The 20,149-nt window shown below is 58.2% G+C and carries 19 protein-coding genes; 12 read left to right on the top strand and 7 right to left on the bottom strand.

What is annotated here, in order from left to right; translation table 11 throughout:
• The first annotated feature begins 298 nt into the window (after nt 1-298).
• From hemP to ACZ1HA_RS06160, 7 genes are all read left to right on the top strand, one after another.
• On the top strand, nt 299-466 hold the full coding sequence (gene hemP / locus ACZ1HA_RS06190; RefSeq protein ID WP_472713268.1) for a hemin uptake protein HemP: 168 nt from the start codon (nt 299-301) through the stop codon (nt 464-466).
• A gap of 503 nt (nt 467-969) precedes the next feature.
• Nucleotides 970-2,232, top strand: a complete 1,263-nt coding sequence (locus tag ACZ1HA_RS06185) for an imelysin family protein (protein WP_472713267.1) — start codon at nt 970-972, stop codon at nt 2,230-2,232.
• Nucleotides 2,233-2,254: 22 nt separating this feature from the next.
• Nucleotides 2,255-2,521, top strand: a complete 267-nt coding sequence (locus ACZ1HA_RS06180) for a (2Fe-2S)-binding protein (protein ID WP_472713266.1) — start codon at nt 2,255-2,257, stop codon at nt 2,519-2,521.
• Nucleotides 2,496-2,981: a bacterioferritin gene (gene bfr, locus ACZ1HA_RS06175; protein ID WP_472713265.1), complete on the top strand. Its 486-nt coding sequence runs from the start codon at nt 2,496-2,498 to the stop codon at nt 2,979-2,981. Before ACZ1HA_RS06180 ends, bfr begins: the two co-directional genes overlap by 26 nt.
• Complete coding sequence (locus tag ACZ1HA_RS06170) at nt 2,968-4,506, top strand: di-heme oxidoreductase family protein (RefSeq protein WP_472713264.1); 1,539 nt, start codon at nt 2,968-2,970, stop codon at nt 4,504-4,506. The genes bfr and ACZ1HA_RS06170 overlap by 14 nt, the downstream gene beginning before the upstream one ends.
• Nucleotides 4,503-5,519, top strand: coding sequence for an imelysin family protein (locus ACZ1HA_RS06165; protein ID WP_472713263.1), 1,017 nt, complete (start codon nt 4,503-4,505; stop codon nt 5,517-5,519). Before ACZ1HA_RS06170 ends, ACZ1HA_RS06165 begins: the two co-directional genes overlap by 4 nt.
• Before the next feature lies 1 nt (nt 5,520).
• A complete protein-coding gene (locus ACZ1HA_RS06160; RefSeq protein WP_472713262.1) occupies nt 5,521-6,609 on the top strand; it encodes a DUF1513 domain-containing protein in 1,089 nt (362 codons plus the stop codon).
• Nucleotides 6,610-6,761: 152 nt separating this feature from the next.
• On the opposite strand, the gene ACZ1HA_RS06155 is transcribed toward ACZ1HA_RS06160, so the two are convergent.
• Both ACZ1HA_RS06155 and ACZ1HA_RS06150 read right to left on the bottom strand, forming a co-directional pair.
• Entirely contained in the window at nt 6,762-7,502 is a 741-nt protein-coding gene (locus tag ACZ1HA_RS06155) for a hypothetical protein (protein WP_472713261.1), read from the bottom strand.
• Between the two features lie 154 nt (nt 7,503-7,656).
• The gene (locus tag ACZ1HA_RS06150; RefSeq protein WP_375227900.1) at nt 7,657-8,277 is read right to left on the bottom strand and encodes a VPLPA-CTERM sorting domain-containing protein; all 621 of its coding nucleotides are present in this window, start codon (nt 8,275-8,277) and stop codon (nt 7,657-7,659) included.
• Nucleotides 8,278-8,464: 187 nt separating this feature from the next.
• Between ACZ1HA_RS06150 and ACZ1HA_RS06145 the strand changes: the two genes are divergently transcribed.
• The gene (locus ACZ1HA_RS06145) at nt 8,465-8,866 is read left to right on the top strand and encodes a c-type cytochrome (protein WP_472713260.1); all 402 of its coding nucleotides are present in this window, start codon (nt 8,465-8,467) and stop codon (nt 8,864-8,866) included.
• On the opposite strand, the gene choV is transcribed toward ACZ1HA_RS06145, so the two are convergent.
• The 4 genes from choV to ACZ1HA_RS06125 all read right to left on the bottom strand — a co-directional run bounded on the left by choV (nt 8,857) and on the right by ACZ1HA_RS06125 (nt 15,083).
• Entirely contained in the window at nt 8,857-9,912 is a 1,056-nt protein-coding gene (gene choV / locus ACZ1HA_RS06140) for a choline ABC transporter ATP-binding protein (protein ID WP_472713259.1), read from the bottom strand. The genes ACZ1HA_RS06145 and choV overlap by 10 nt on opposite strands.
• Entirely contained in the window at nt 9,909-10,742 is an 834-nt protein-coding gene (choW, locus tag ACZ1HA_RS06135) for a choline ABC transporter permease subunit (protein WP_472715291.1), read from the bottom strand. The genes choV and choW overlap by 4 nt, the downstream gene beginning before the upstream one ends.
• A gap of 61 nt (nt 10,743-10,803) precedes the next feature.
• Nucleotides 10,804-11,730 carry a choline ABC transporter substrate-binding protein gene (locus ACZ1HA_RS06130; RefSeq protein WP_472713258.1) on the bottom strand — a complete coding sequence of 309 codons (927 nt, stop codon included), beginning with the start codon at nt 11,728-11,730 and terminating at the stop codon, nt 10,804-10,806.
• Between the two features lie 95 nt (nt 11,731-11,825).
• A complete protein-coding gene (locus ACZ1HA_RS06125; RefSeq protein ID WP_472713257.1) occupies nt 11,826-15,083 on the bottom strand; it encodes a chemotaxis protein CheB in 3,258 nt (1,085 codons plus the stop codon).
• A gap of 245 nt (nt 15,084-15,328) precedes the next feature.
• Between ACZ1HA_RS06125 and ACZ1HA_RS06120 the strand changes: the two genes are divergently transcribed.
• The 3 genes from ACZ1HA_RS06120 to ACZ1HA_RS06110 all read left to right on the top strand — a co-directional run bounded on the left by ACZ1HA_RS06120 (nt 15,329) and on the right by ACZ1HA_RS06110 (nt 17,636).
• On the top strand, nt 15,329-16,012 hold the full coding sequence (locus tag ACZ1HA_RS06120; RefSeq protein WP_472713256.1) for a hypothetical protein: 684 nt from the start codon (nt 15,329-15,331) through the stop codon (nt 16,010-16,012).
• A gap of 38 nt (nt 16,013-16,050) precedes the next feature.
• Nucleotides 16,051-17,025, top strand: coding sequence for an aldose epimerase family protein (locus tag ACZ1HA_RS06115; RefSeq protein ID WP_472713255.1), 975 nt, complete (start codon nt 16,051-16,053; stop codon nt 17,023-17,025).
• A gap of 275 nt (nt 17,026-17,300) precedes the next feature.
• Nucleotides 17,301-17,636, top strand: a complete 336-nt coding sequence (locus ACZ1HA_RS06110) for a TfoX/Sxy family protein (protein WP_472713254.1) — start codon at nt 17,301-17,303, stop codon at nt 17,634-17,636.
• Between the two features lie 55 nt (nt 17,637-17,691).
• Here ACZ1HA_RS06110 and ndk read toward each other — a convergent pair whose 3' ends face one another.
• Nucleotides 17,692-18,114 carry a nucleoside-diphosphate kinase gene (gene ndk / locus ACZ1HA_RS06105; protein WP_298835645.1) on the bottom strand — a complete coding sequence of 141 codons (423 nt, stop codon included), beginning with the start codon at nt 18,112-18,114 and terminating at the stop codon, nt 17,692-17,694.
• A 131-nt stretch (nt 18,115-18,245) separates the two neighbouring features.
• On the opposite strand from ndk, the gene ACZ1HA_RS06100 reads away from it, so the two are divergent.
• Entirely contained in the window at nt 18,246-20,105 is a 1,860-nt protein-coding gene (locus ACZ1HA_RS06100) for an ABC-F family ATP-binding cassette domain-containing protein (protein ID WP_472713253.1), read from the top strand.
• Nucleotides 20,106-20,149 lie beyond the last annotated feature (44 nt).

Here is a 20,149-nt window from a genome sequence, read left to right as displayed (position 1 = left end):
TCAGTTTTTTAATCTGACAAAAAAAGTCAGGTTGACATTCCTGATAATTTTACTCAGTATTAATCTAACGTCCAGCCACTCCGCATTCAAAAGGGGAAGCCCGACCGTCGAGAGATGAAAGGATTTCCCAGATGCCAGAGTCTGAACAAGCGCCTTCTGAAAAGCAGCTTTCGGCCCCCACTGATCGATCTGAGATTGCTGAAACCTGTCTTGGGACCGGTGACGCGATCACCTGTTCTCTGGAGTGGTGGCTTGACCAAAACAACCGCGAGACAATCCTCAAAAGGAAGCAACCCTGATGTCATTTCACAGCCCTCCGGAAACAACGGCAACGACACCAAGGGCCTTGCCCACATACCTGGCTGACGACCTTACGAAGGGTGAAAATCAGGCCCAGATCATTCTTGGTGACCAGACTTACGTCCTGCGGATCACGCGCGCTGGCAAACTGATTCTGACCAAATGACCAGTGTTCAGGAAAAACGTGGCGGTGCGCCTGTCGGTTTTATCTCAGAGCTGGAAGCCGTAGAAGCAGCGTCGGTCATCTACCTGAGGCTTTGGTGCGACGGACCGGAAGCCCAGGCAAATGTCTGGAATGATTTCGCCTCAATGCTGGGGCCCGCTCGCGGGCGAAAGGCAATGAAGTCTTTCGAAGATCTTTGCCGTCTCTGCTCTCAATATGGACGCAGACCTTTGATGCGCCACTCCCTGAACTGCAAGTGTCTGGGGTCCGACGAGATCCTGTTTTGCAAACTTGATAGGGGCCGCAGCTACCGGCGAACGGGAGGACGCGATGCTGATCGCAACCCTTCTGGTGCGCCCGGACGTGGCTCCGATCCTCACGTCACTCGCTGCCGATGTCGGTCATGCACTGAGACAGATGAAATTATGCGCACCGCATCAGTTCGCCGGTGCAGCAGACGACCAGCCAACAAAGCAAACAACACTACACTAGAACGGGACAGTTCAATGAAACACGCATTCCTCTCATCCACCGCATTTTTCGCGGCATTCGCGACGCCGGCCCTTGCTGTGGAGACTGCAGAGGTACTTGATACCTATGCCGACATTGCCGCGGCGAACTATGCGGACAGTCTGGTGACCGCACAGACACTGCAGGAGGCGGTCAACGCTCTGGTCGCGGCCCCCTCTGCAGAGGCTCTGCAAACAGCAAAAAGCGCGTGGCTGGCGGCCCGCGTTCCCTATCAGCAGACCGAAGTGTTCCGCTTCGGAAATGCCATTGTCGACGACTGGGAAGGCAAGGTGAACGCCTGGCCGCTGGATGAGGGTCTGATTGACTATGTAGATGCGTCCTATGGTGGCCCCTCGGACGAGAACAGCTTTGCTGTACTGAACGTGATCGCCAGCCCGACTTTCACACTGTCAGGGAAAGACGTGGACGCAACGGCAATCACACCCGCCCTGCTTGAAGAGACGCTGCATGAAGCCGATGGCATCGAGGCCAACGTCGCAACCGGGTACCACGCGATCGAATTCCTGCTTTGGGGTCAGGACCTGAACGGTCATGGCAGCGGAGCAGGAAACAGGCCGTGGACCGACTACGCCACTGGCGCGGACTGTACCAACGGCAACTGCGACCGACGCGCGAAATACCTCGTGGCTGCGACTGATCTTCTGGTCTCCGACCTTGCCTGGATGGCGGCACAATGGGCAGAAGACGGCGCAGCGCGCGCAGCGCTGTCTGCGGATACGGATGCAGGTCTGGCCGCGATGCTGACCGGGATGGGTTCCCTGTCTTATGGAGAGACAGCAGGTGAACGCATGCGCCTCGGTGTCATGCTGAATGATCCCGAAGAAGAGCATTCCTGTTTTGCGGACAACACACACAACGATCATTTCTACAACGGTGTCGGTGTCCGGAACGTCTATCACGGTGAATACATCCGTGTGGACGGCTCCCTTGTGTCCGGTCCGTCACTGTCAGATCTGGTTGCCGGAACAGATACAGCACTGGACGCAGAGATGTCTGCCAGACTGAACAATGCTGTTCTGGCACTCGGACGGATCAAGACAGCAGCCGAAGCCGGTTTTGCCTATGATCAGATGCTGGAGCGCGGCAATGAGGCCGGCGAAGCCCTGATTATGGGCGGCGTCAACGGATTGATTGATCAGACACGGTCGATTGAACGGGTCGTCACGGCACTTGGTGTTGAGCAGATCAGTATCGAAGGTTCAGACAGCCTCGACGATCCGGACGCCGTCTTCCAGTAACTCAGCCACGGGTCCTGCCGACATGATTGTCTGTCACTGCCAGAACATCACTGACGCCGATATCAACGCGGCCGTCGACTGGATGCGGGCATCTGACGACAGGACCATCATCACCCCGGGCAAAGTGTATCGGGCGCTTGGCAAGGCAGCAGACTGCGGCGGTTGTATGCCGCTGTTTCTCTCGGTCATGCGTCAGAACGACAACCTCGAAGTCCCCATGCACCTGCGGCACCTGAAACCCGCAGCCACACAGGAAAACCATCATGAACGGCGACAAAAAGGTCATTGAATATCTGAATGCTGCCCTGCGCAGTGAACTGACTGCGGTCAGCCAGTACTGGCTGCACTACCGGATGCAGGAGGACTGGGGGCTTGGTCACATGGCCAGGAAATCCCGCGAAGAAAGCATCGAGGAAATGAACCATGCGGACAAGCTGATCGCCCGCATTCTTTTCCTTGGTGGTCACCCGAACCTGCAAAAGCTAGATCCGCTCCAGATCGGCCAGACACCGAAGGAGACACTGGAATGCGATCTGGCCGCAGAACACGGCGCCCGGGACCTCTATCAGGAAGCACGCCAGCACTGTGAGACCGTCGGTGATTTCGTCACCAAAAACATCTTTGAGGAACTTCTCACGGATGAAGAAGGTCACATCGACTTTCTGGAAACGCAACTGGACCTCGTGGGCAAGCTCGGTGAAGAGAAATATGCGCAACTTAACGCCTCCCGGATGGATGAAGCCGGGTAATCTGCTGGTGCCGGCACTGGTTGCGGGCTCCATTGCGCTGGCTGAAACACCACCCGGGGGCTCAAACTGGTCCCCTGGTGATCCACACCTGAACGTGGTTCCGCGCACGCGTGACGAAAAAGCCCGCATCGCTGCTGTGACAGCGATGGCGACGGACTTTGCCGCGCCGCAGCTTTATGAAAACAGACCTGCAGGGGCCGCCACCGTCCGTGTCACAGGGACATCAGATGCGTTTTCGCAGCCTTCTGCCAATATTTCTTTCGAAAGTGAGCTGGACTTCAAAGTGGGGAACGGCCTGTTCCGCAAACTGTGGGTGTCCTCCCCGTCGTCGACACTGGCATCTGACGGTCTGGGGCCGCTTTACAATGCGCGGTCCTGTCAAAGGTGCCACATCAAGGATGGGCGGGGGCACCCACCGGAAAACGCCGAAGATAACGCTGTCTCGATGTTTCTGAGAGTTTCAGTTCCTGGCCCGCAAGAAGCGGCCATCGCCGGAATCGAGGACTACATCGCCTCCCTCCCCGATCCGACCTACGGCACGCAGCTGCAGGACTTTGCCGTGCAGGGCCGCGCCGCCGAATATGAAATCGGGATAACTTACACTGAAGAGATCATCCGCCTGGCAGACGGAACAGAGGTCTCGTTGCGTCATCCAACGTACACGGCCCTCAACCTCGGCTACGGCCCTTTGCACCCGGAGGCAATGCTCAGCCCCCGGGTCGCGCCCCAGATGATCGGCCTTGGCCTGCTGGAAGCTGTGCCTGCCACTGACATCCTCGCGGGTGCGGATCCGGATGATCTTGATGGCGATGGCATTTCCGGCCGCCCGAACATTGTCTGGTCGCATGAGTTCGGTCAGCCCATGCTGGGCCGGTTCGGACTGAAGGCTGGCAGCCCGACGATCCGCCAGCAGTCCGCAGAGGCGTTCAGAGGTGACATTGGCATCTCCAGCCCGCTGTTCCCTTCGGGTGCGGGTGAATGCACGGAGGCACAGTCAGCCTGCCTGACAGCCAGGCACGGCGACGGCGATGACCGGATCACTGAAATTGACGATGCCGGGCTGGATCTTGTGACATTCTATAGCCGCAACCTGGCCGTTCCCGCGCGCCGCGCGCCTGATGACCCGCAGGTCATGCTTGGCAAGAAGGTGTTCTATGAAACGGGATGCATGGCGTGTCATACCCCCAGCTTTGTCACGCACCGCCTCAAAGACCGCCCTGAACAGAGTTTCCAGCTGATCTGGCCTTACACGGACATGCTGCTGCACGACATGGGGCCCGGGCTGGCGGACAACAGACCCGAAGCAAGGGCCACAGGACAGGAGTGGCGAACTCCTCCGCTGTGGGGCATCGGCCTGACTGCACAGGTCAGCGGCCATACCTATTTCCTTCATGATGGACGGGCGCGATCACTGCTTGAGGCTGTTCTTTGGCACGGGGGCGAGGCGGAAAGCCAACGCGATGCGGTTGTGAACATGACAACCACGGACCGCGACGCCCTGATCAGGTTTCTGGAGAGCTTATGAAACGCGTACTTCTTGCGGCGGCTCTGGTGCTGACACCTCCCGGTGTTCACGCTCAGTCAGAGACATCCGTTATCAGATCCGTGGTGGCAAAACATATTCTGCCCGGCTTTTCGGAACTCTCAGCCGGGGCAGATCGTTTGTCACAGGTTGCCGCCAGGGACTGCGAACCCACCTCCCCGGTTCTGCGATCAGCGTACGGACACGCGTTTGATGCCTGGATTTCTGTGAGCCACCTGAGATTTGGGCCAACCGAAGTTCATGACCGCGCCTTTGCGCTCGCGTTCTGGCCGGGCAGTCGGGGCGCCACGCCTAAAAGTCTGAGAGCTTTGATACTGGCCGAAGATCCGATTGTGTCATCGGCGACGTCCTTCGCGCAGGTTTCCATCGCAGCACGTGGGTTTTACGCGCTGGAGTTTCTGCTCTTTGATGAAGAATTTATATCGTTGGGCGACCCCGCCTATCGCTGTAAGCTGATACGGACCATGACCGAAGACATCGCTGCTGTCGCGCGGGGCATTTCCGATGACTGGCAATCGTCATACGCCGGGATCATTGCGGCACCATCGCCGGATGGCATGTACCGCAGCCGTGAAGAAGTCCTGCAGGAGTTCTTCAAAGCGTTGTCAACGGGCCTGCAGTTTACTTCCGAAACCAGGCTGGGCCGTCCGCTGGGTACGTTTGAACGCCCAAGACCGAAGCGGGCGGAAGTGCGGCGGTCCGGTCGTTCAGTATCACACGTGGTTCTGAGCCTGAGTGCTCTGAGAGAACTGGCTGATCATCTTTCCGCGCCGGACGCCGCCCTTTCGGGCAAGGTGGATCGGAGCTTTGACCGCGCACTCACACAGCTGGAAAACCTGAGTGACCCGACTTTCGCGACGGTGACGGACCCGCAGGGCCGCGTCAGGATCGAAGTCATCCAACAGTCGGTAGATGCTATCCGCGCCGTCGTACGGAATGACCTGGGCCCGACACTCGGTGTTGCGGCAGGTTTCAATTCGCTGGACGGCGACTGACATGAACGGACGACGTCACTTTCTGACAGGTCTCATCGCTGCCGGCCTCCTGCCCAGGCCAACATGGGCTGACGCCGGCTCTCCTGCCTTTCTGTCGGCCGCTGCCAAACCTGATGGCCGTTATGTCCTCTGTGGTATCAGCGACGACCTGCAGGTTCTGTTTCAGATCCCTTTGCCGGGTCGCGGCCACGCTGCCGCGGCCCATCCGACAAAACCGGAGGCTGTCGCCTTCGCCAGAAGGCCCGGAACATTCGCCGTGGTGATCGACTGTGCATCCGGGAGACAAAGTGCCAGACTGGACGCCCCGCCGGGACGTCATTTCTATGGCCACGGCACGTACTCATCTGACGGCAGTCTCCTGTTCACAACGGAAAATGACTACGAAGCGGGTCAGGGCCGCATTGGTGTCTGGGACGTTCTGCGGGACTACAAACGGACGGATGAATGGAGCAGCGGCGGCATCGGGCCACATGATATCCGGCGCCTACCCCATTCAGACCTTCTCGTCGTTGCCAATGGCGGCATAGACACGCATCCGGACTCAGGGCGCACAAAACTGAACATCCCGACGATGCGCCCTAACCTTGTATATGTTGAGAACGGTGGACTGACCGAAGTCGCAGAGTTGCCATCGGACCAGCACCGGAATTCGATCCGGCACCTTGCAGTGAGCAACGCAGGCGATGTTGCCTTTGGCATGCAGTGGCAGGGAGAGGGCACGCCGGTGTCGCTTGTCGGGGCCCACAGACCAGGAGCGAGGCTGTTATTGACCTCAGCACCTGAAGACAGACTGAGGGAACTTAGTGGATACGTCGGAAGCATCGCCTATTCAGAGGATGGCCGGACAATTGCAGTTACATCGCCGCGTGGCGGGCGGGCGCATCTATACCGCACGCACGATATGCAGTTGTCTCAGTCGGTCAGCTATGACGATGTCAGCGGTGTCGCACAGACATCAAACGGACTGCTCCTGACCTCAGGAGAAGGCAGCATGGCATTGCTTCAGAACCGGCAGTTCCGGAAACGCGTCCCGGCCGGGCTGATGTGGGACAACCATCTGGTGGCATTGAATGACCGGGATGCAGTTTGATGACATCCGGGCAGGTGCGACGCTCATTGTTTCGCCCTGACGGTCCAGGCTGATCTGCAATCAGCTGACTTTTCGCGTTTTGTACCCGTCAGCACCGCGGGCAACATGCGCTGGCAAAATCACAGAGGCCTCCTTGCCGGACACAGTGATCACTAAACCCGAACAGCGATTAGATGGTGTTCAAACACAGCGTCCCGGAGCATCTCCGTGACCAGATCTCCCAGTGCAGCTTGAAGCCCTTCTGCGGTTGCCGGACAGTCCTGCTGCACCGTTCTGAGGATGTTACTGTTTTCAGCCCGGACCAGCCGACCGGTCACGCGACACCCGCCGTCATGACACAAAAGGCTCCCTTCGATCACGAATGCTGCGCCCCCGTTCTGTCCGTGACCGGTGTCATCTGACATGCCGGGATGCTGATCCCCTGCGGTCTGCCCGGTCAGCACGCGGACATTTGCCAGCCGCGTAAAGCTGTCTGCCAGAAGCGTGCTCACCCATTCAGCGTCACATCTGCCACAGAACCTTCCGCCAATAAAATGAAACGAGGTCAGCAAAACACAAACCCGGTCGTCGCCGGGCGGATGCCGCGAGGAAGAAACACGGGCCGGTACTTTCAGGCGATAGGCTGACGCAGCCGCATTGACGGCAATTCTGTCCGACTGAGCATCACTGCCAAGTAATGCGCACAGGTCGCGGATTTCGGTCCCGATCTTTTCTGAGCATCCGTCCGGCCCTGAAACGCTCAGCAAAGCGTTGATGTTTACCCATCCGCCTTCGGCATCAAACAACAGTCTCAGAAGGCGTGCTGCGGTTTCCGGCAAGGGGTACATCTTCCCTGCCCGACGCACCGTCAGCGCGTCGAAATCAATCTCCGAATCCGCAACAAGGATCCGCATGTCAGCCCAGCACCCCCAAACTTACCCGGGAATAATACCACAGATCACGCCCGCACGGGGCTGTTTTATCATTCCAACGGGACCGGTCTGAACCACCGCCATCGCGTCCTGTTCCAGGCATAAACGCGCAAGAGTGTTTTGCCAGGATAAGGTGTCAGCTTTTACGCCTTCCAAAATACCCCAACCCGGCCAGTCCGCCTGCCAGGAGAAGAATTCCGGCTGGTAGCGGAATTGCGGTGATCACCACGTCATAGCGCGCTGCCCCCGTGTCATCAGCAACCCGGCTGTCGACTCCAAAGATGTAGTTTTTGCCGGCCTGACCGCTGAAGATCACCGGTCCGGCACCGGGCCCGGTGGTGGACGTAAGATCAGTCCGCAGGCGCCGGCGCTGTTCGGAGGAAGGGTCGTCGACATCGCGCAGAACAAAGTCGGCTTCGTTCGCGAACTGGCCCTCCTGAACAAATCCGCTGGTGATGGGGCTGCTCCGGAAAGTCAGCCCGCTATAAATGAACGCGATGTTGAAGTTCGAGTTCGCCCGGAACGTAAAGTAGTCGGCATGACCCACGATACGTCCGAATATCCCGATTTTGCTGAAATCACTGTCGCCGTTGCCGACGGTTCCCAGGATAAAGCCACGGGACGACGCATCGCGTCCCGCCAGGCGTTCGGTGCCGTCCACACGGTCCCTTTTGCCTTCGGTATACCCGATGGTGCTGGCCGCACCGGGCACAGCCAGAGTCAGAAAAGCCCCCATTAAAAGAGAAAAGAGTTTCATCTCACACAACCTCAGAAGTAATGGCAAACCATCTGTTAACCATGGATTTCGACGAGAATAAGACGCGGTGACCCGGGATTGCGTTCAATTTGTGACTATTTCCGCGCATATACCGGGTTGATGTGCATCAAAGCCCGCAGCACGCGACAGGGATATTGTGACCGGAGCGAAAAGGAACAAAACTCATATGCGCTGTGTCGCTGCTCTGCTGATCTGTCTGATACCTGTTGCACCCGAGGCCGGGCCTGCAGGCGATGTCGCCCGCGGAGCGCAGCTTTTTCGCCTGCACTGCGCTGCCTGTCACGGATTGGACGCACGCGGTCTTGGGCCACTGGCTGACAGCATGAAGATCACACCCCCTGATCTGACCGGATTATCTGCGCGCGGTGAAGGCGCCTTCCCCGTGCGGACGATTGTCAAACGCATCGCCAACCGAAGTGGCGGGAACCGTCCGCACGCTGAGATGCCAGTCTATGGATGGTTCTTTGAGGGACCTGCGGTTACACTCACGTCAGACGATGGCACATCGCTGGAAACAACTGAGGCCATCGCTGATCTGGTGGCCTGGCTCGCAAGTGTTCAGGACTGAGTTTTGTCCCCCGCCGCACCGGTATCCCTTGGATCAAGAATACCTGCCAGAACCCCGCGTCGTGTGACTTGTCCGACAACCTGACCGGCATCTTCCACGGCGATCGGACGGTCATCGTCAATCAGCTGGCGCATCACCTCCTCAACCTGCATCCGTGCGGGTACAGTCTTGCCTGCCTCACCCTTCGCGGGCTCCATGACATCCTGCGCGCGGAGCACACCAAGCGGGTTCATATGCGCCACAAAATCGGCCACGTAGTCGTTCACCGGGCGCGAGAAAATATCCTGTGGTGTGCCGCACTGAACGATACGACCGCCTTCCATGATCGCAATTCGGTCGCCCAGTTTGAACGCTTCATCCAGATCGTGGCTGACAAAGATGATCGTGCGCTTCAGATCCCGCTGCAGGTCAAGCAATTCGTCCTGCAGCCTTGCCCGGATCAGCGGATCAAGCGCCGAAAACGGTTCGTCCATCAGCAGGATCGGCGCGTCCGTCGCAAAGGCCCTTGCAAGACCAACGCGCTGCTGCATGCCGCCTGACAGCTCGCCCACGCGACGGTCCGCCCAGTCAGCCAGACCGACCAGCTCCAGCTGACGGTCTGTGCGTTCTATACGCTGTTTTTTGGGCAGATCCGCAAGCTCCAGCCCAAGACCGACGTTTTCACGGACGGTGCGCCATGGCAGCAATCCGAACTGCTGGAACACCATGGACACGCATTCACGCCTGACCCGCCGCAAGTCCCCCGGAGAGCTGTGCGTGACGTCACACGACCAGTCACCGTCAAACACCCGCACGGCCCCGCGCACAACCGGGTTCAGACCGTTCACCGCGCGAAGAAGTGTCGATTTCCCGGAACCCGAAAGCCCCATCAGAACAAGGATCTCACCCTGCTCAATGCTCAGGGAACAGTTATGCACCCCCAGGATCTGGCCGGTGGATTTCTCGACGTCCGCCCGGCTTTTGCCTTCGTCCATTTCGGGCAGCGCTTTTTCCGGTGCCTCCCCGAACACAATGGACACATTGTCGAATTCAACAGCAGCGGTCATTTGCGGTCCACCCTCAGCATGCGGTCCAGCATGATCGCGACAACCACGATAATGAAACCACTTTCAAACCCAAGCGACGTGTTCACCTGATTGAGCGCGCGCACGACGGGCACGCCCAGACCGTCCGCACCGACGAGTGCCGCAATCACCACCATCGACAGCGAAAGCATAATCGTCTGGTTCAGCCCGGCCATGATCTGCGGCAGGGCAAAAGGCAGCTCAACCTTCCAGAGTTTCTGCATCGGCGTTGCGCCGAAGGCGTCAGCAGCCTCCAGCAGTGGTTTAGGTGTGGTGCTTATCCCGAGATGGGTCAGCCGGATCGGCGCAGGCACGACAAAGATCACCGTCGCGATCAGGCCGGGAACCATCCCGATCCCGAAAAAGACAATAGCCGGAATGAGATACACAAAGGTCGGCAGTGTCTGCATCAGGTCCAGCACGGGGCGCATTGCCTGATAAAGTCGTGGCCTGTGTGCTGCCGCGATACCGATCGGCACCCCGATGGCCATACAGACAACGCAGGCCGACATCACCAGCGTAATGCTCTCCGTCATTTCCTCCCAGTAGTCCTGGTTGAGGATGAACAGGAAACCGAGCAGCACGAACAGGCAGACTTTCCAGCTACGCTGCAAAAACCATGTGACCGCTATAAAAGCCGCAATGATCATAAAAGGATGTGGTGTCTGCAGCACCCAAAGGATGCCATCGATCATCCACTCCATGACCACGGCGAGCCCATCAAAGAACCATTCGCCATTGGCCTGGAGCCAGTCAAAGAACGCCGCGGCGGTCTTGCCAACCGGGATCTTGGTTTCGGTCAGCCATTCCAGCACGTATCACCTCTTGTCTGGCAGAAAACGCCCTGCCCGCCCGTGCGGACAGGGCCGGATATTACAGGCCCAGGGCCGCGTTCACCGCCGCAACAGCGTCACCACCATCCACGGTTGTCACACCATCGAGCCAGGCCACAAACGCATCCGGGTTCGCCTTCAGCCATGCTTCCGCCGCTGCATCCGGATCTTCGCCATCGTTCAGGATCGCGCCCATGATTTCGTTTTCCATGGCCAGCGTGAACTTCAGGTTGCCCAGCAGCGCACCCACGTTCGGGCATTCACCGACATAGCCCGCACGGGTGTTGGTGAAGACGGTCGCGCCACCAAGATCGGGACCAAAGAAATCATCGCCGCCGGTCAGATACCCCATATCAAAATTTGCGTTCATCGGATGTGGCTCCCAGCCAAGGAACACGATCGGTTCATCGCGCTTGGAGGCGCGCTCCACCTGAGCAAGCATGCCCTGCTCGGAGCTTTCCTTGACCTCAAAACCGCTCAGGCCAAAGGCATCTGCATCGATCATTGACTGGATCAGGCGGTTGCCGTCGTTGCCCGGCTCGATACCGTAAATCTGACCATCCAGCGCATCTGCGTGTTTGGCGATGTCAGAAAAATCCTTAATTCCCAGATCGGTAGCGGCCATATTTACAGCAAGCGTATACTTGGCGCCTTCAAGGTTTTCACGCACAGTATCGACAGTACCGGCCTCGCGATAAGGCGCGATGTCCCCTTCCATCGTCGGCATCCAGTTGCCGAGGAAAATATCAATGTCACCCTCGGCCATCGATGTGTATGTCACCGGGACAGACAAAACCTTTATGTCTGTCTCATACCCCAGTGCGCGCAGCACCACGGTGGTCGCCGCCGTCGTTGCGGTGATGTCAGTCCAGCCAACATCGGAAAATGTGACTTCTGTGCATTCAGCTGCAGCCGCTGATGCCATCGCGGCAAATGCCAGAGCTGATACAGTTGTTCTCAGGTACATGTCTGATCTCCCTTATTATATTTGGCGGAAGGGTGCGCAGGATTAATGGCGCGGTCAACCGCAAACCTGAATGAAAGCTGTTACAGGCCGCAGGTTTATTCTGCCGCTTCACTGGCCTCGTTGTCCGGCAGAGCACGGAACACACCGATGAGCTTGTGAACCTCCCCACTGGCATCGGCCCGCGCGAGACCAAAGGATTCGATCGGCACCGTTCTGCCGTCCTTTGTCACGATACGCAGCTGAAAGCGGAAATTTCCGCCATCCCTGCTGATCCGGTCGACCTCGCTGCGCACCTTTTCCTGATCATCCGGATGATAGAAGTTAATGCCCGTTTCGAGATCGGGTGTGAACTTCTCCCGGTCTTCGCCATGAATGCGATAGACCTCATCAGACCAGTGCACCGCATCATTCCGGAGATCCACCGACCAATAGCCCACGCCGGCAAGGTCCTGCAGCAGGTAAAGTTGCGCCACAGCCTCTTCAGCTTCATTTCTGGACGACACCACGTCGGTGATGTCAGTGCCCACCGAGTAGATCGAGGAATTCGGAACAGACGGATCGGCGAATACAAAATTCTCCGTCTTCATCCAGATCTCTCCCTCGCCATCCGGTCCCGGCAGGTGGTCCACGTGTTCAATCCGGCCTGTGGTGCTGTCGAGCAGCAGATTGTCACGTTCGGCAACAGCTTCTGCGATCTCCTTGGGCGCGATTTCCTTAAACACGGCACCTTCAGCATCCGCGCGGGTGGTTCCTAGCAGGGCCGCCGATTTCTGGCTGATCCGCAGTACAGTACCGTCTGTCGACCGGTTCATCATATAAATTTCCGCGTGATCAAGGATCAGGTCAAGCTCCTGAGCAAGGCCCGGGAACTCGGACACAACCATGGTCACACCCTTCATCTGGCCGCGCATGTCAAAGAATGGGGAACAGGTCAGTTTGAACCGGGAGCCGCGCGATGTGAATTCACGCGAGATCGGTTCACCCAGCTTGAGCGTTTCGTTGCAGATCGGTGCAAGCGTCGGGAAGCCGTTCGGCACCACACACTGGCTGATATGCGGGTTCGACACCGGGCGCGTCAGACCGAACATATCGGTTGCCGCATTCGTGGCCTGGCTGATCTGCAGCGCTGTATCGAGCACCATGATCGACAATGGGGCGGTTTCCAGCACGGACATTAGCTCGCCGGTACGACCACTGAGTTCAGCCGCTGTGACCTGCAATTCTTCGTTGACGGTGATCAGTTCCTCGTTGGTGGACTGCAGCTCCTCATTTGAGGTTTCAAGCTCTTCGTTCGTTGCCTGCAGCTCCTCGTTGGTGGACTGAAGCTCTTCGTTCAGCGACTGCAGTTCCTCGTTCGAGGTTTCAAGCTCTTCGATGGTCTGCTGAAGCGCTTCGCGTGTCGTGGCCACTTCATCTTCAAGCAGCCGGATACGGTCGTGTTCAAAATCATCGCCCTGATCGGCCTGCTGGCTGGTGGCCCCTCTGGCGCGGTCAACCTGCACCTCGTTGAAAACCACCAGTGCGGCACGTTCGTTGATGTCCCGCGCGATGATCGGGTAAACATCAAGACGGACTTCCTCTTCGTCATCCTCCGCCAGAAGGTGCCGCACACCGGAACGTGTCTCGCCGTTTTTGAGCGCCAGTGTCACAAGGCTGCGCGCCTCTTCGCGGAAAGGTCGCCGGAGCAGGTCGATGTGCATCTTCAGGTTCGATGCCTCACTCACCTCAATAAAGTTGCTGACGTTTCCATAGACACGCACAATCGAATATTCGTCGGTCACCAGCATGGAATTTTTGCCGAGCGACAGCGCAAGAGCCTCGAACATCTGCCGGTCAGTGGAATCGCCTGTCGGCACCGAAGGCTGGACCGGATTCACCGCGCGGGACTGCGGCACGGTTCTGTTCGTTGAAAAGGGTGTTGTGTCGGCCCGCCGGATAGACCGTCGGCGGTAAATATGGGCCGAATTGCTATCCTGAACAAACATCTCGTCGGAACCTGCCACGCTTTCCGCGGTCCCGAGGAACATCAGGGAGCTCTCTGTCATGGCATAGTGGAAACGTGACATCACCTTGTGCTGGAGCGCATTGCCGAAATAGATCAGAAGATTGCGGCAGCACAGCAGATCGACCTTCTGGAAGGGCGGATCCTGACAGACGTTGTGATCGGAAAACAGAATGGCCGACCTGAGCGTGTCGATGACCCGGATGCCGTCGTTCTGCTGAATGAAATAGCGGTCGGCGAGTGTTTTGGGGATGTCGTTCAGTGCGGCCAGGCCGTAAATCCCCTTGCGGGCCACATCCAGCGCATCTTTGTCGATGTCTGTCGCAAAAATCTGGACGTGGTCTTTCAACGGGACCTTGGCTCCACCGAGCGCTTCGCACAGCAGGATGGCAATGGAATAGGCTTCCTCACCCGTCGCACACCCGGCGATCCAGACCCGCAGCGGCCCGTGGCTTTTCTTTTTCAGAAGTGCGGGCAGCATGTCCCGCAGCTGTTCGAATTCGGATTTGTCCCGGAAAAAACGCGTTACGGAAATCAGCAGGTCCTTGAACAGCGCATCCACCGCATTCGGATTGACCCGGCAGAACTGCGTGTATTCCTCGTGGCTTTCAATCCCGAGGGCAATCATACGGCGTTCAATCCGCCGGTTGATCGTCGTCTGTTTATACTCGCGGAAGTCCACGCGCGTGCGGGCCAGAAGAATCTGCAGCAGATCAGAGGACGGGCTCTTTTCCGATTTCTCCTGGCGGAAGGCATCGAAATCGCGGGGCGATGTCAGGATTTTCTGCAGATGGGTGCCGATCTCAAACGGACGCAGCACGAGGTCCACACAGCCGGTCTGCATCGCAGCCATGGGCATGCCATCGTATTTCGCGCTTTCTGTGTCCTGCGCGATGGTGATGCCACCTGCCTCACGGATCGCCTGCACACCATACGCCCCATCCGTGCCGGTCCCGGACAGGATGATCGCCATGGATTTCTCACCATGCCCGTCCGCGAGGCTCAGCAGGAAACGGTCGACCGACGGCTTCGGCGAGGCGACTTCAGTGCTGGGCTCCACCAGAAACAGCTTGCCTTCATCATAGACCACGTCTGTTTTGGGGGGCGTCACGTAGATGACGTTTGGCTGGGGCACCATACCGTCAGTGACATCAACCACGCTCAGCGCGGTCTGTCGTGCGACAAGTTCGGTCATCAGACTTTTGTGGTGTGGCGACATGTGCTGGACGACCACATAGGCCACGCTCATATCTGTGGGCAGCGTAGAGACGAGTTCCCGGATCGCCTCAAGACCACCTGCCGAAGAACCGATCCCGATGATCGTCAGATCACTTGTTTCTGATGTGCTCACACTCAGCCCCCCTGATGTGTTTGGTCCGACCCTGCGTCCGGCGTTCCTCCAGATGTCTCACCCAGAGACCGCACTTGGCAACCCTTAGTTGCGTCTGATCGGGTAAAACTACCGGATAATTACGATTTTCCGTGGGATATCCGGGCAAAGCGCGGCACGCAACAGGCACCGTACGGTGCGTTTACCAAATTCGCAGCCGCATCGGGCAATCTGATCACAATAGTTTTATAGATAGTGTAAATCCAATGACCGATCTGACACAGCCAGCAGCAATGCCTTCCGTGCTTTCCGAGCGTACAATGACGCTGAACCTTGTTTTGAACGAACAGGCGGGCATTGTCATCCGCTCGTGTGAAGTCGTTGCACGGGGTTTCCGGAACCGGATTTCTTTCAGCGGCGAACAGGACATAAGCGGCGTGCTTGTTTCCGTGCTGGACCGGGCAGTCCGTGACAGCCTTGAAAAGGTACCTGATGAGGGAGCGCACGTTGTGTCGCTGCCGGAGTTTCTGGTCGAGCTTCCGGGCCTCGCGCTGTCGGGCGTTCATCTGATGATCATGGAGACACGTGACGGGCTCCGCAGTGCCATCCTGCGGTTCAAGGAGTTCATGGGGTCGCTCGGAAACGCCTTTCTGCGCGATATCGGCTTTCAGGAAGAATACGCCAGTCACGCAGAGCGGCTGGCCACAAGTGTTCTGTCCGACATCTGTATGCCGATGCTCAATCTGTGCCGTGAAATGGAGTTCGCACTGGCCGATGGTCTGGCCGAACCGGCGCCCGAGATCGTCGCCAAAGCCCGCGAATTCGAATTTCAGACCGAACTTCTCAAACGGTTCATCTTTAACGCAGGGCGCGGCATGTCAGACCCGACGCTTGCGCACCTGAGCTCAGAGGTTCCCGCCTCTGTCAGACTGCTGCCCGGGCAACGGTAGCGGTCACCCTTGGCGCGGCTCCGGTCCCGTGGCAGAAGATGTCGGAGACCGAGACCGGAGCCGCCCATGATCTTTCTTCAAAACGACTCACTGCGCGTTCAGGTATTTCCGGTGGGCGCAACGCTGGCCGGGCTCTGGCTGAGGGAGCTGGCACCCATTCCCTCGTACTGGGAACGGAAAACGGGTACGGGTACGACAATGAACTGACCTATGCAGGCGCGGTGGTCGGCCCGGTTGCCAACCGTCTCAGGAATGCACGGGCAAAGCTCAACGGACAGATTCTGACCCTGCCCGCCAATGATGGAAACCACACCCTGCACGGCGGCCCAGACGGCCTGCACAGGGATATGTGGGAAGTGAGCTACCAGACCACAGACACCGTTACGCTGCATACAAAACGCGCACAAGGCGAAGGCGGCCTGCCTGGGAACCGGACGTTTCAGGTACAGTATGCACTGGATGAACCCATGTGCCTGAATGTGATCATCTCCGCCACAACGGATGCAGACACACTGATCAATCTGGCACACCACCCCTACTGGAATCTCGATGGATCAGAAGATGTGTCCGGCCATATTCTGAAAGTTCACGCGACAGAGTACCTCCCGACAGATGCGGAGACACTGCCGAACGGGACACGGGCCCCCGTCGCGGGCAGCCCATACGATTTCCGGAAACCCGGCCCCATTCCCGTCAATCAGTCTCTGGACGCCAGTTTCTGTCTCTCAGAAAGCCGCCGCGACTCGCCTGTAACGGCGGCAGTTCTGACCGGGTCAACGGGGGTCAGCATGACAATCGACACCACTGAACCGGGCCTGCAGATTTACAATGGCAGCGGCTTGCCCCAGTCCTCATTGCCTCTTCATGATGGTCGCACTCTTGCCCCTTTTGCGGGCGTGGCGCTGGAACCACAGGGATGGCCGGATGCCCCGAACCATCCTGATTTCCCAAGCATAGTGCTGCGCCGCGGGCAGCAATACCGCCAGATCACCCGGTACCGGTTTTCCATCTGATTGTCTGAAAATGTCATGTTCCGGTCATGTAGACGCCCTGCAACCGGCAGAAATATCCTGCATTTTTTGTGGCGTAACGAGTGATTTTTTACCCGCAAAGGAACCGGTCATGTCAGAGCAACCTGTGAAAGCTCCAGCCCCTTCTCCCGCACCATCAGGTGCAGGCGCCAAACAATCCGCACCTGCAGCACCACAGCCGGTGATTACCGATTACGCCAGCCTCTGAGGCCTGAATCCACTGGCAGTACCTGCGCACAAGTCGTATCCTGGGAGGTATGAAAGAACCTGTATCCGCCATCCGGAACCTGGGCCCCGCCATGGAAACAGCCTGCGCCGCTGCGGGCATACATTCTGCGGATGAACTGCGCGCCATGGGTCCCGACGAGGCCTACACCCGGTTGCTCCAGAACGGTACGCGACCGCATTTCATCGGGTATTATGTGCTGGTCATGGGGCTTCAGAACAGACCCTGGAACGATTGCCGTGGCGAAGAAAAGAAAGCGCTGCGCAAACGCTTTGATGCAATCAAGGCAAAAGCCTTTGATCAGGATCTCGATGCATTTGAGCAGATGATGAACCAGATCGGCATCCGTAAAGCGGGCCAGACCTGAAACAAAAAAGGGCCGGTCTGACCGGCCCCTTCCCAATTCTGTGATGTCTGGCTTATCAGCCGACGAGTTCCATACCGGAAAAGAAGTATGCGATTTCGACAGCGGCTGTTTCCGGCGCGTCGGAACCGTGTACGGAATTCTCGCCAACGCTTTCAGCAAACTCAGCGCGGATTGTGCCCGGCGCCGCATCCGCAGGATTGGTTGCGCCCATGACTTCGCGGTTCTTTGCAATAGCCCCTTCGCCTTCGAGAACCTGCACCACAACCGGTGCCGATGCCATGAATTCGCACAGTTCGTCATAGAACGGGCGTTCGGCGTGTACGGCGTAAAATACACCTGCCTGTTCCTTAGTCATGTGAATGCGCTTTTGCGCGACGATGCGCAGGCCTGCGTCCTCGAACTTGGCATTGATCTTGCCTGTCAGGTTGCGGCGGGTTGCATCGGGTTTGATGATCGAGAATGTGCGCTCAAGAGCCATTGGGGTTCTCCGGGTTGTTCAGCCGCGGCAACGCGCCCCGGCGATGTGAATTTCGCGGCTCACCTAACACGGGTCCTGCTGTAAGAAAAGCCGAGATTGACGCCGCCCGGTGGATGCGTCACACCGCGCCCATGCTACGTATTTCGGACATAAGCTATTCGATTGCCGGCCGCCCGCTTTTTGAGGAAGCAGGCTGTGTGATCCCTGACGGTCACAAGGTCGGGCTGGTCGGCCGCAATGGTGCCGGCAAGACCACCCTGTTCCGCCTGATCCGGGGCGAACTGGCTTTGGACGGCGGCGCCATCTCTCTGCCGTCACGTGCTAAAATCGGTGGTGTGGCACAGGAGGTTCCATCCTCGTCCACCTCTCTGATTGACACCGTGCTGCAGGCAGACACCGAACGTGCCGAACTGCTGCGGGAAGCGGAGACCACCACTGACCCCGCGCGGATCTCCGAAGTTCAGACACGGCTTGCTGACATCGATGCCTGGTCCGCTGAGGGTCGCGCCGCGGCTATTCTCAAAGGCCTCGGCTTTGATGACGCCGAACAGCAGATGCCCTGCTCCGATTTTTCGGGCGGCTGGCGCATGCGGGTGGCCCTGGCTGCTGTGCTTTTTGCCCAGCCCGACCTTCTCTTATTGGACGAACCGACCAACTACCTGGATCTGGAAGGTGCGCTCTGGCTTGAAGCCTATCTGGCGAAATACCCACACACAGTAATCATTATCAGCCACGACCGTGGCCTGCTGAACCGTGCCGTCGGGGCCATTCTGCATCTCGAAGACCGCAAACTCACCTACTACCAGGGCCCTTACGACCAGTTCGCCCGCCAGCGCGCGGAACAGCGCGCCGTTCAGGCTGCGATGGCCAAGAAACAACAGGCCCGGCGCGACCACATGCAGGCGTTTGTGGACCGCTTCAAGGCAAAGGCATCCAAGGCCAAACAGGCCCAGTCCCGCCTGAAAATGATCGAAAAAATGGACATGATCGCTTCGCCTGAACAGGCGGCAAAACGTGTTTTCACCTTCCCGGAACCCGAAGAGCTCTCGCCACCGATCATCTCCATCGAAGGGGGTGCTGTGGGATATACCGACACACCCGTTCTCAGTCGCCTGAACCTGCGCATCGACCAGGATGACCGCATCGCGCTGCTGGGCAAGAATGGTCAGGGCAAATCCACCCTGTCCAAACTGCTCAGCAACCGGCTGAAACTGATGGGCGGCAAGGAAGTGCGCTCGGGCAAACTGCGTATCGGTTTCTTTGCACAGCATCAGGTGGACGAGCTGAACATCAATGAGACGCCTTTGCAGCATATAATCTCCGCCCGTCCGGGCGTGCTGCATTCGAAACTGCGCGCTCAGCTTGCAGGTTTCGGGCTGGGAGCGGATCAGGCGGATACCGAAGTCGGTCGGCTCTCAGGCGGGCAGAAAGCGCGCCTGTCGCTGTTGCTGGCCACGCTGGACGCGCCACACCTGCTGATCCTTGACGAACCGACCAACCACCTCGATATCGAAAGCCGTGAGGCGCTGGTCGAGGCGCTTACCGGCTATTCCGGTGCGGTGATCCTTGTCAGCCACGACATGCACCTGCTGAGCATGGTTGCCGACCGCCTGTGGCTGGTCTCTGACGGCACTGTCAAACCTTATGAGGACGACCTCGAAGCCTACCGGCAGATGTTGCTTACACCCGCCAGACCGGTCAGCAAGTCCAGCACCCCCAAACCACAGCCAAAAGCAAAACGCGCCAGCCGGGATGAAATTCTCGCCATGAAATCTGATGTCCGGAAGTCCGAGGAACGCGTCGAAAAGCTCAACGATATGCGCGACAGGCTGGCCACAAAACTCGCGGACCCGGCACTCTATGAGGACGCCAAGGGCGGCGAGCTGGAAGTCTGGAACAAAAAATACGCGGAAGTCATGCAGGCACTGGAACGCGCCGAAACTCTCTGGATTACGGCGCTGGACCGCCTTGAAAAGGCGCAGACGCAATGAACTTCTTCTGGCGGAAAATATCCCGGGGTCCGGGGCAGCGCCCC

It is taken from the genome of Roseobacter sp. S87 (assembly GCF_055693285.1).
Note: the sequence above shows the minus strand (reverse complement) of the source record. Positions and strands in the feature narration are given on the sequence as shown.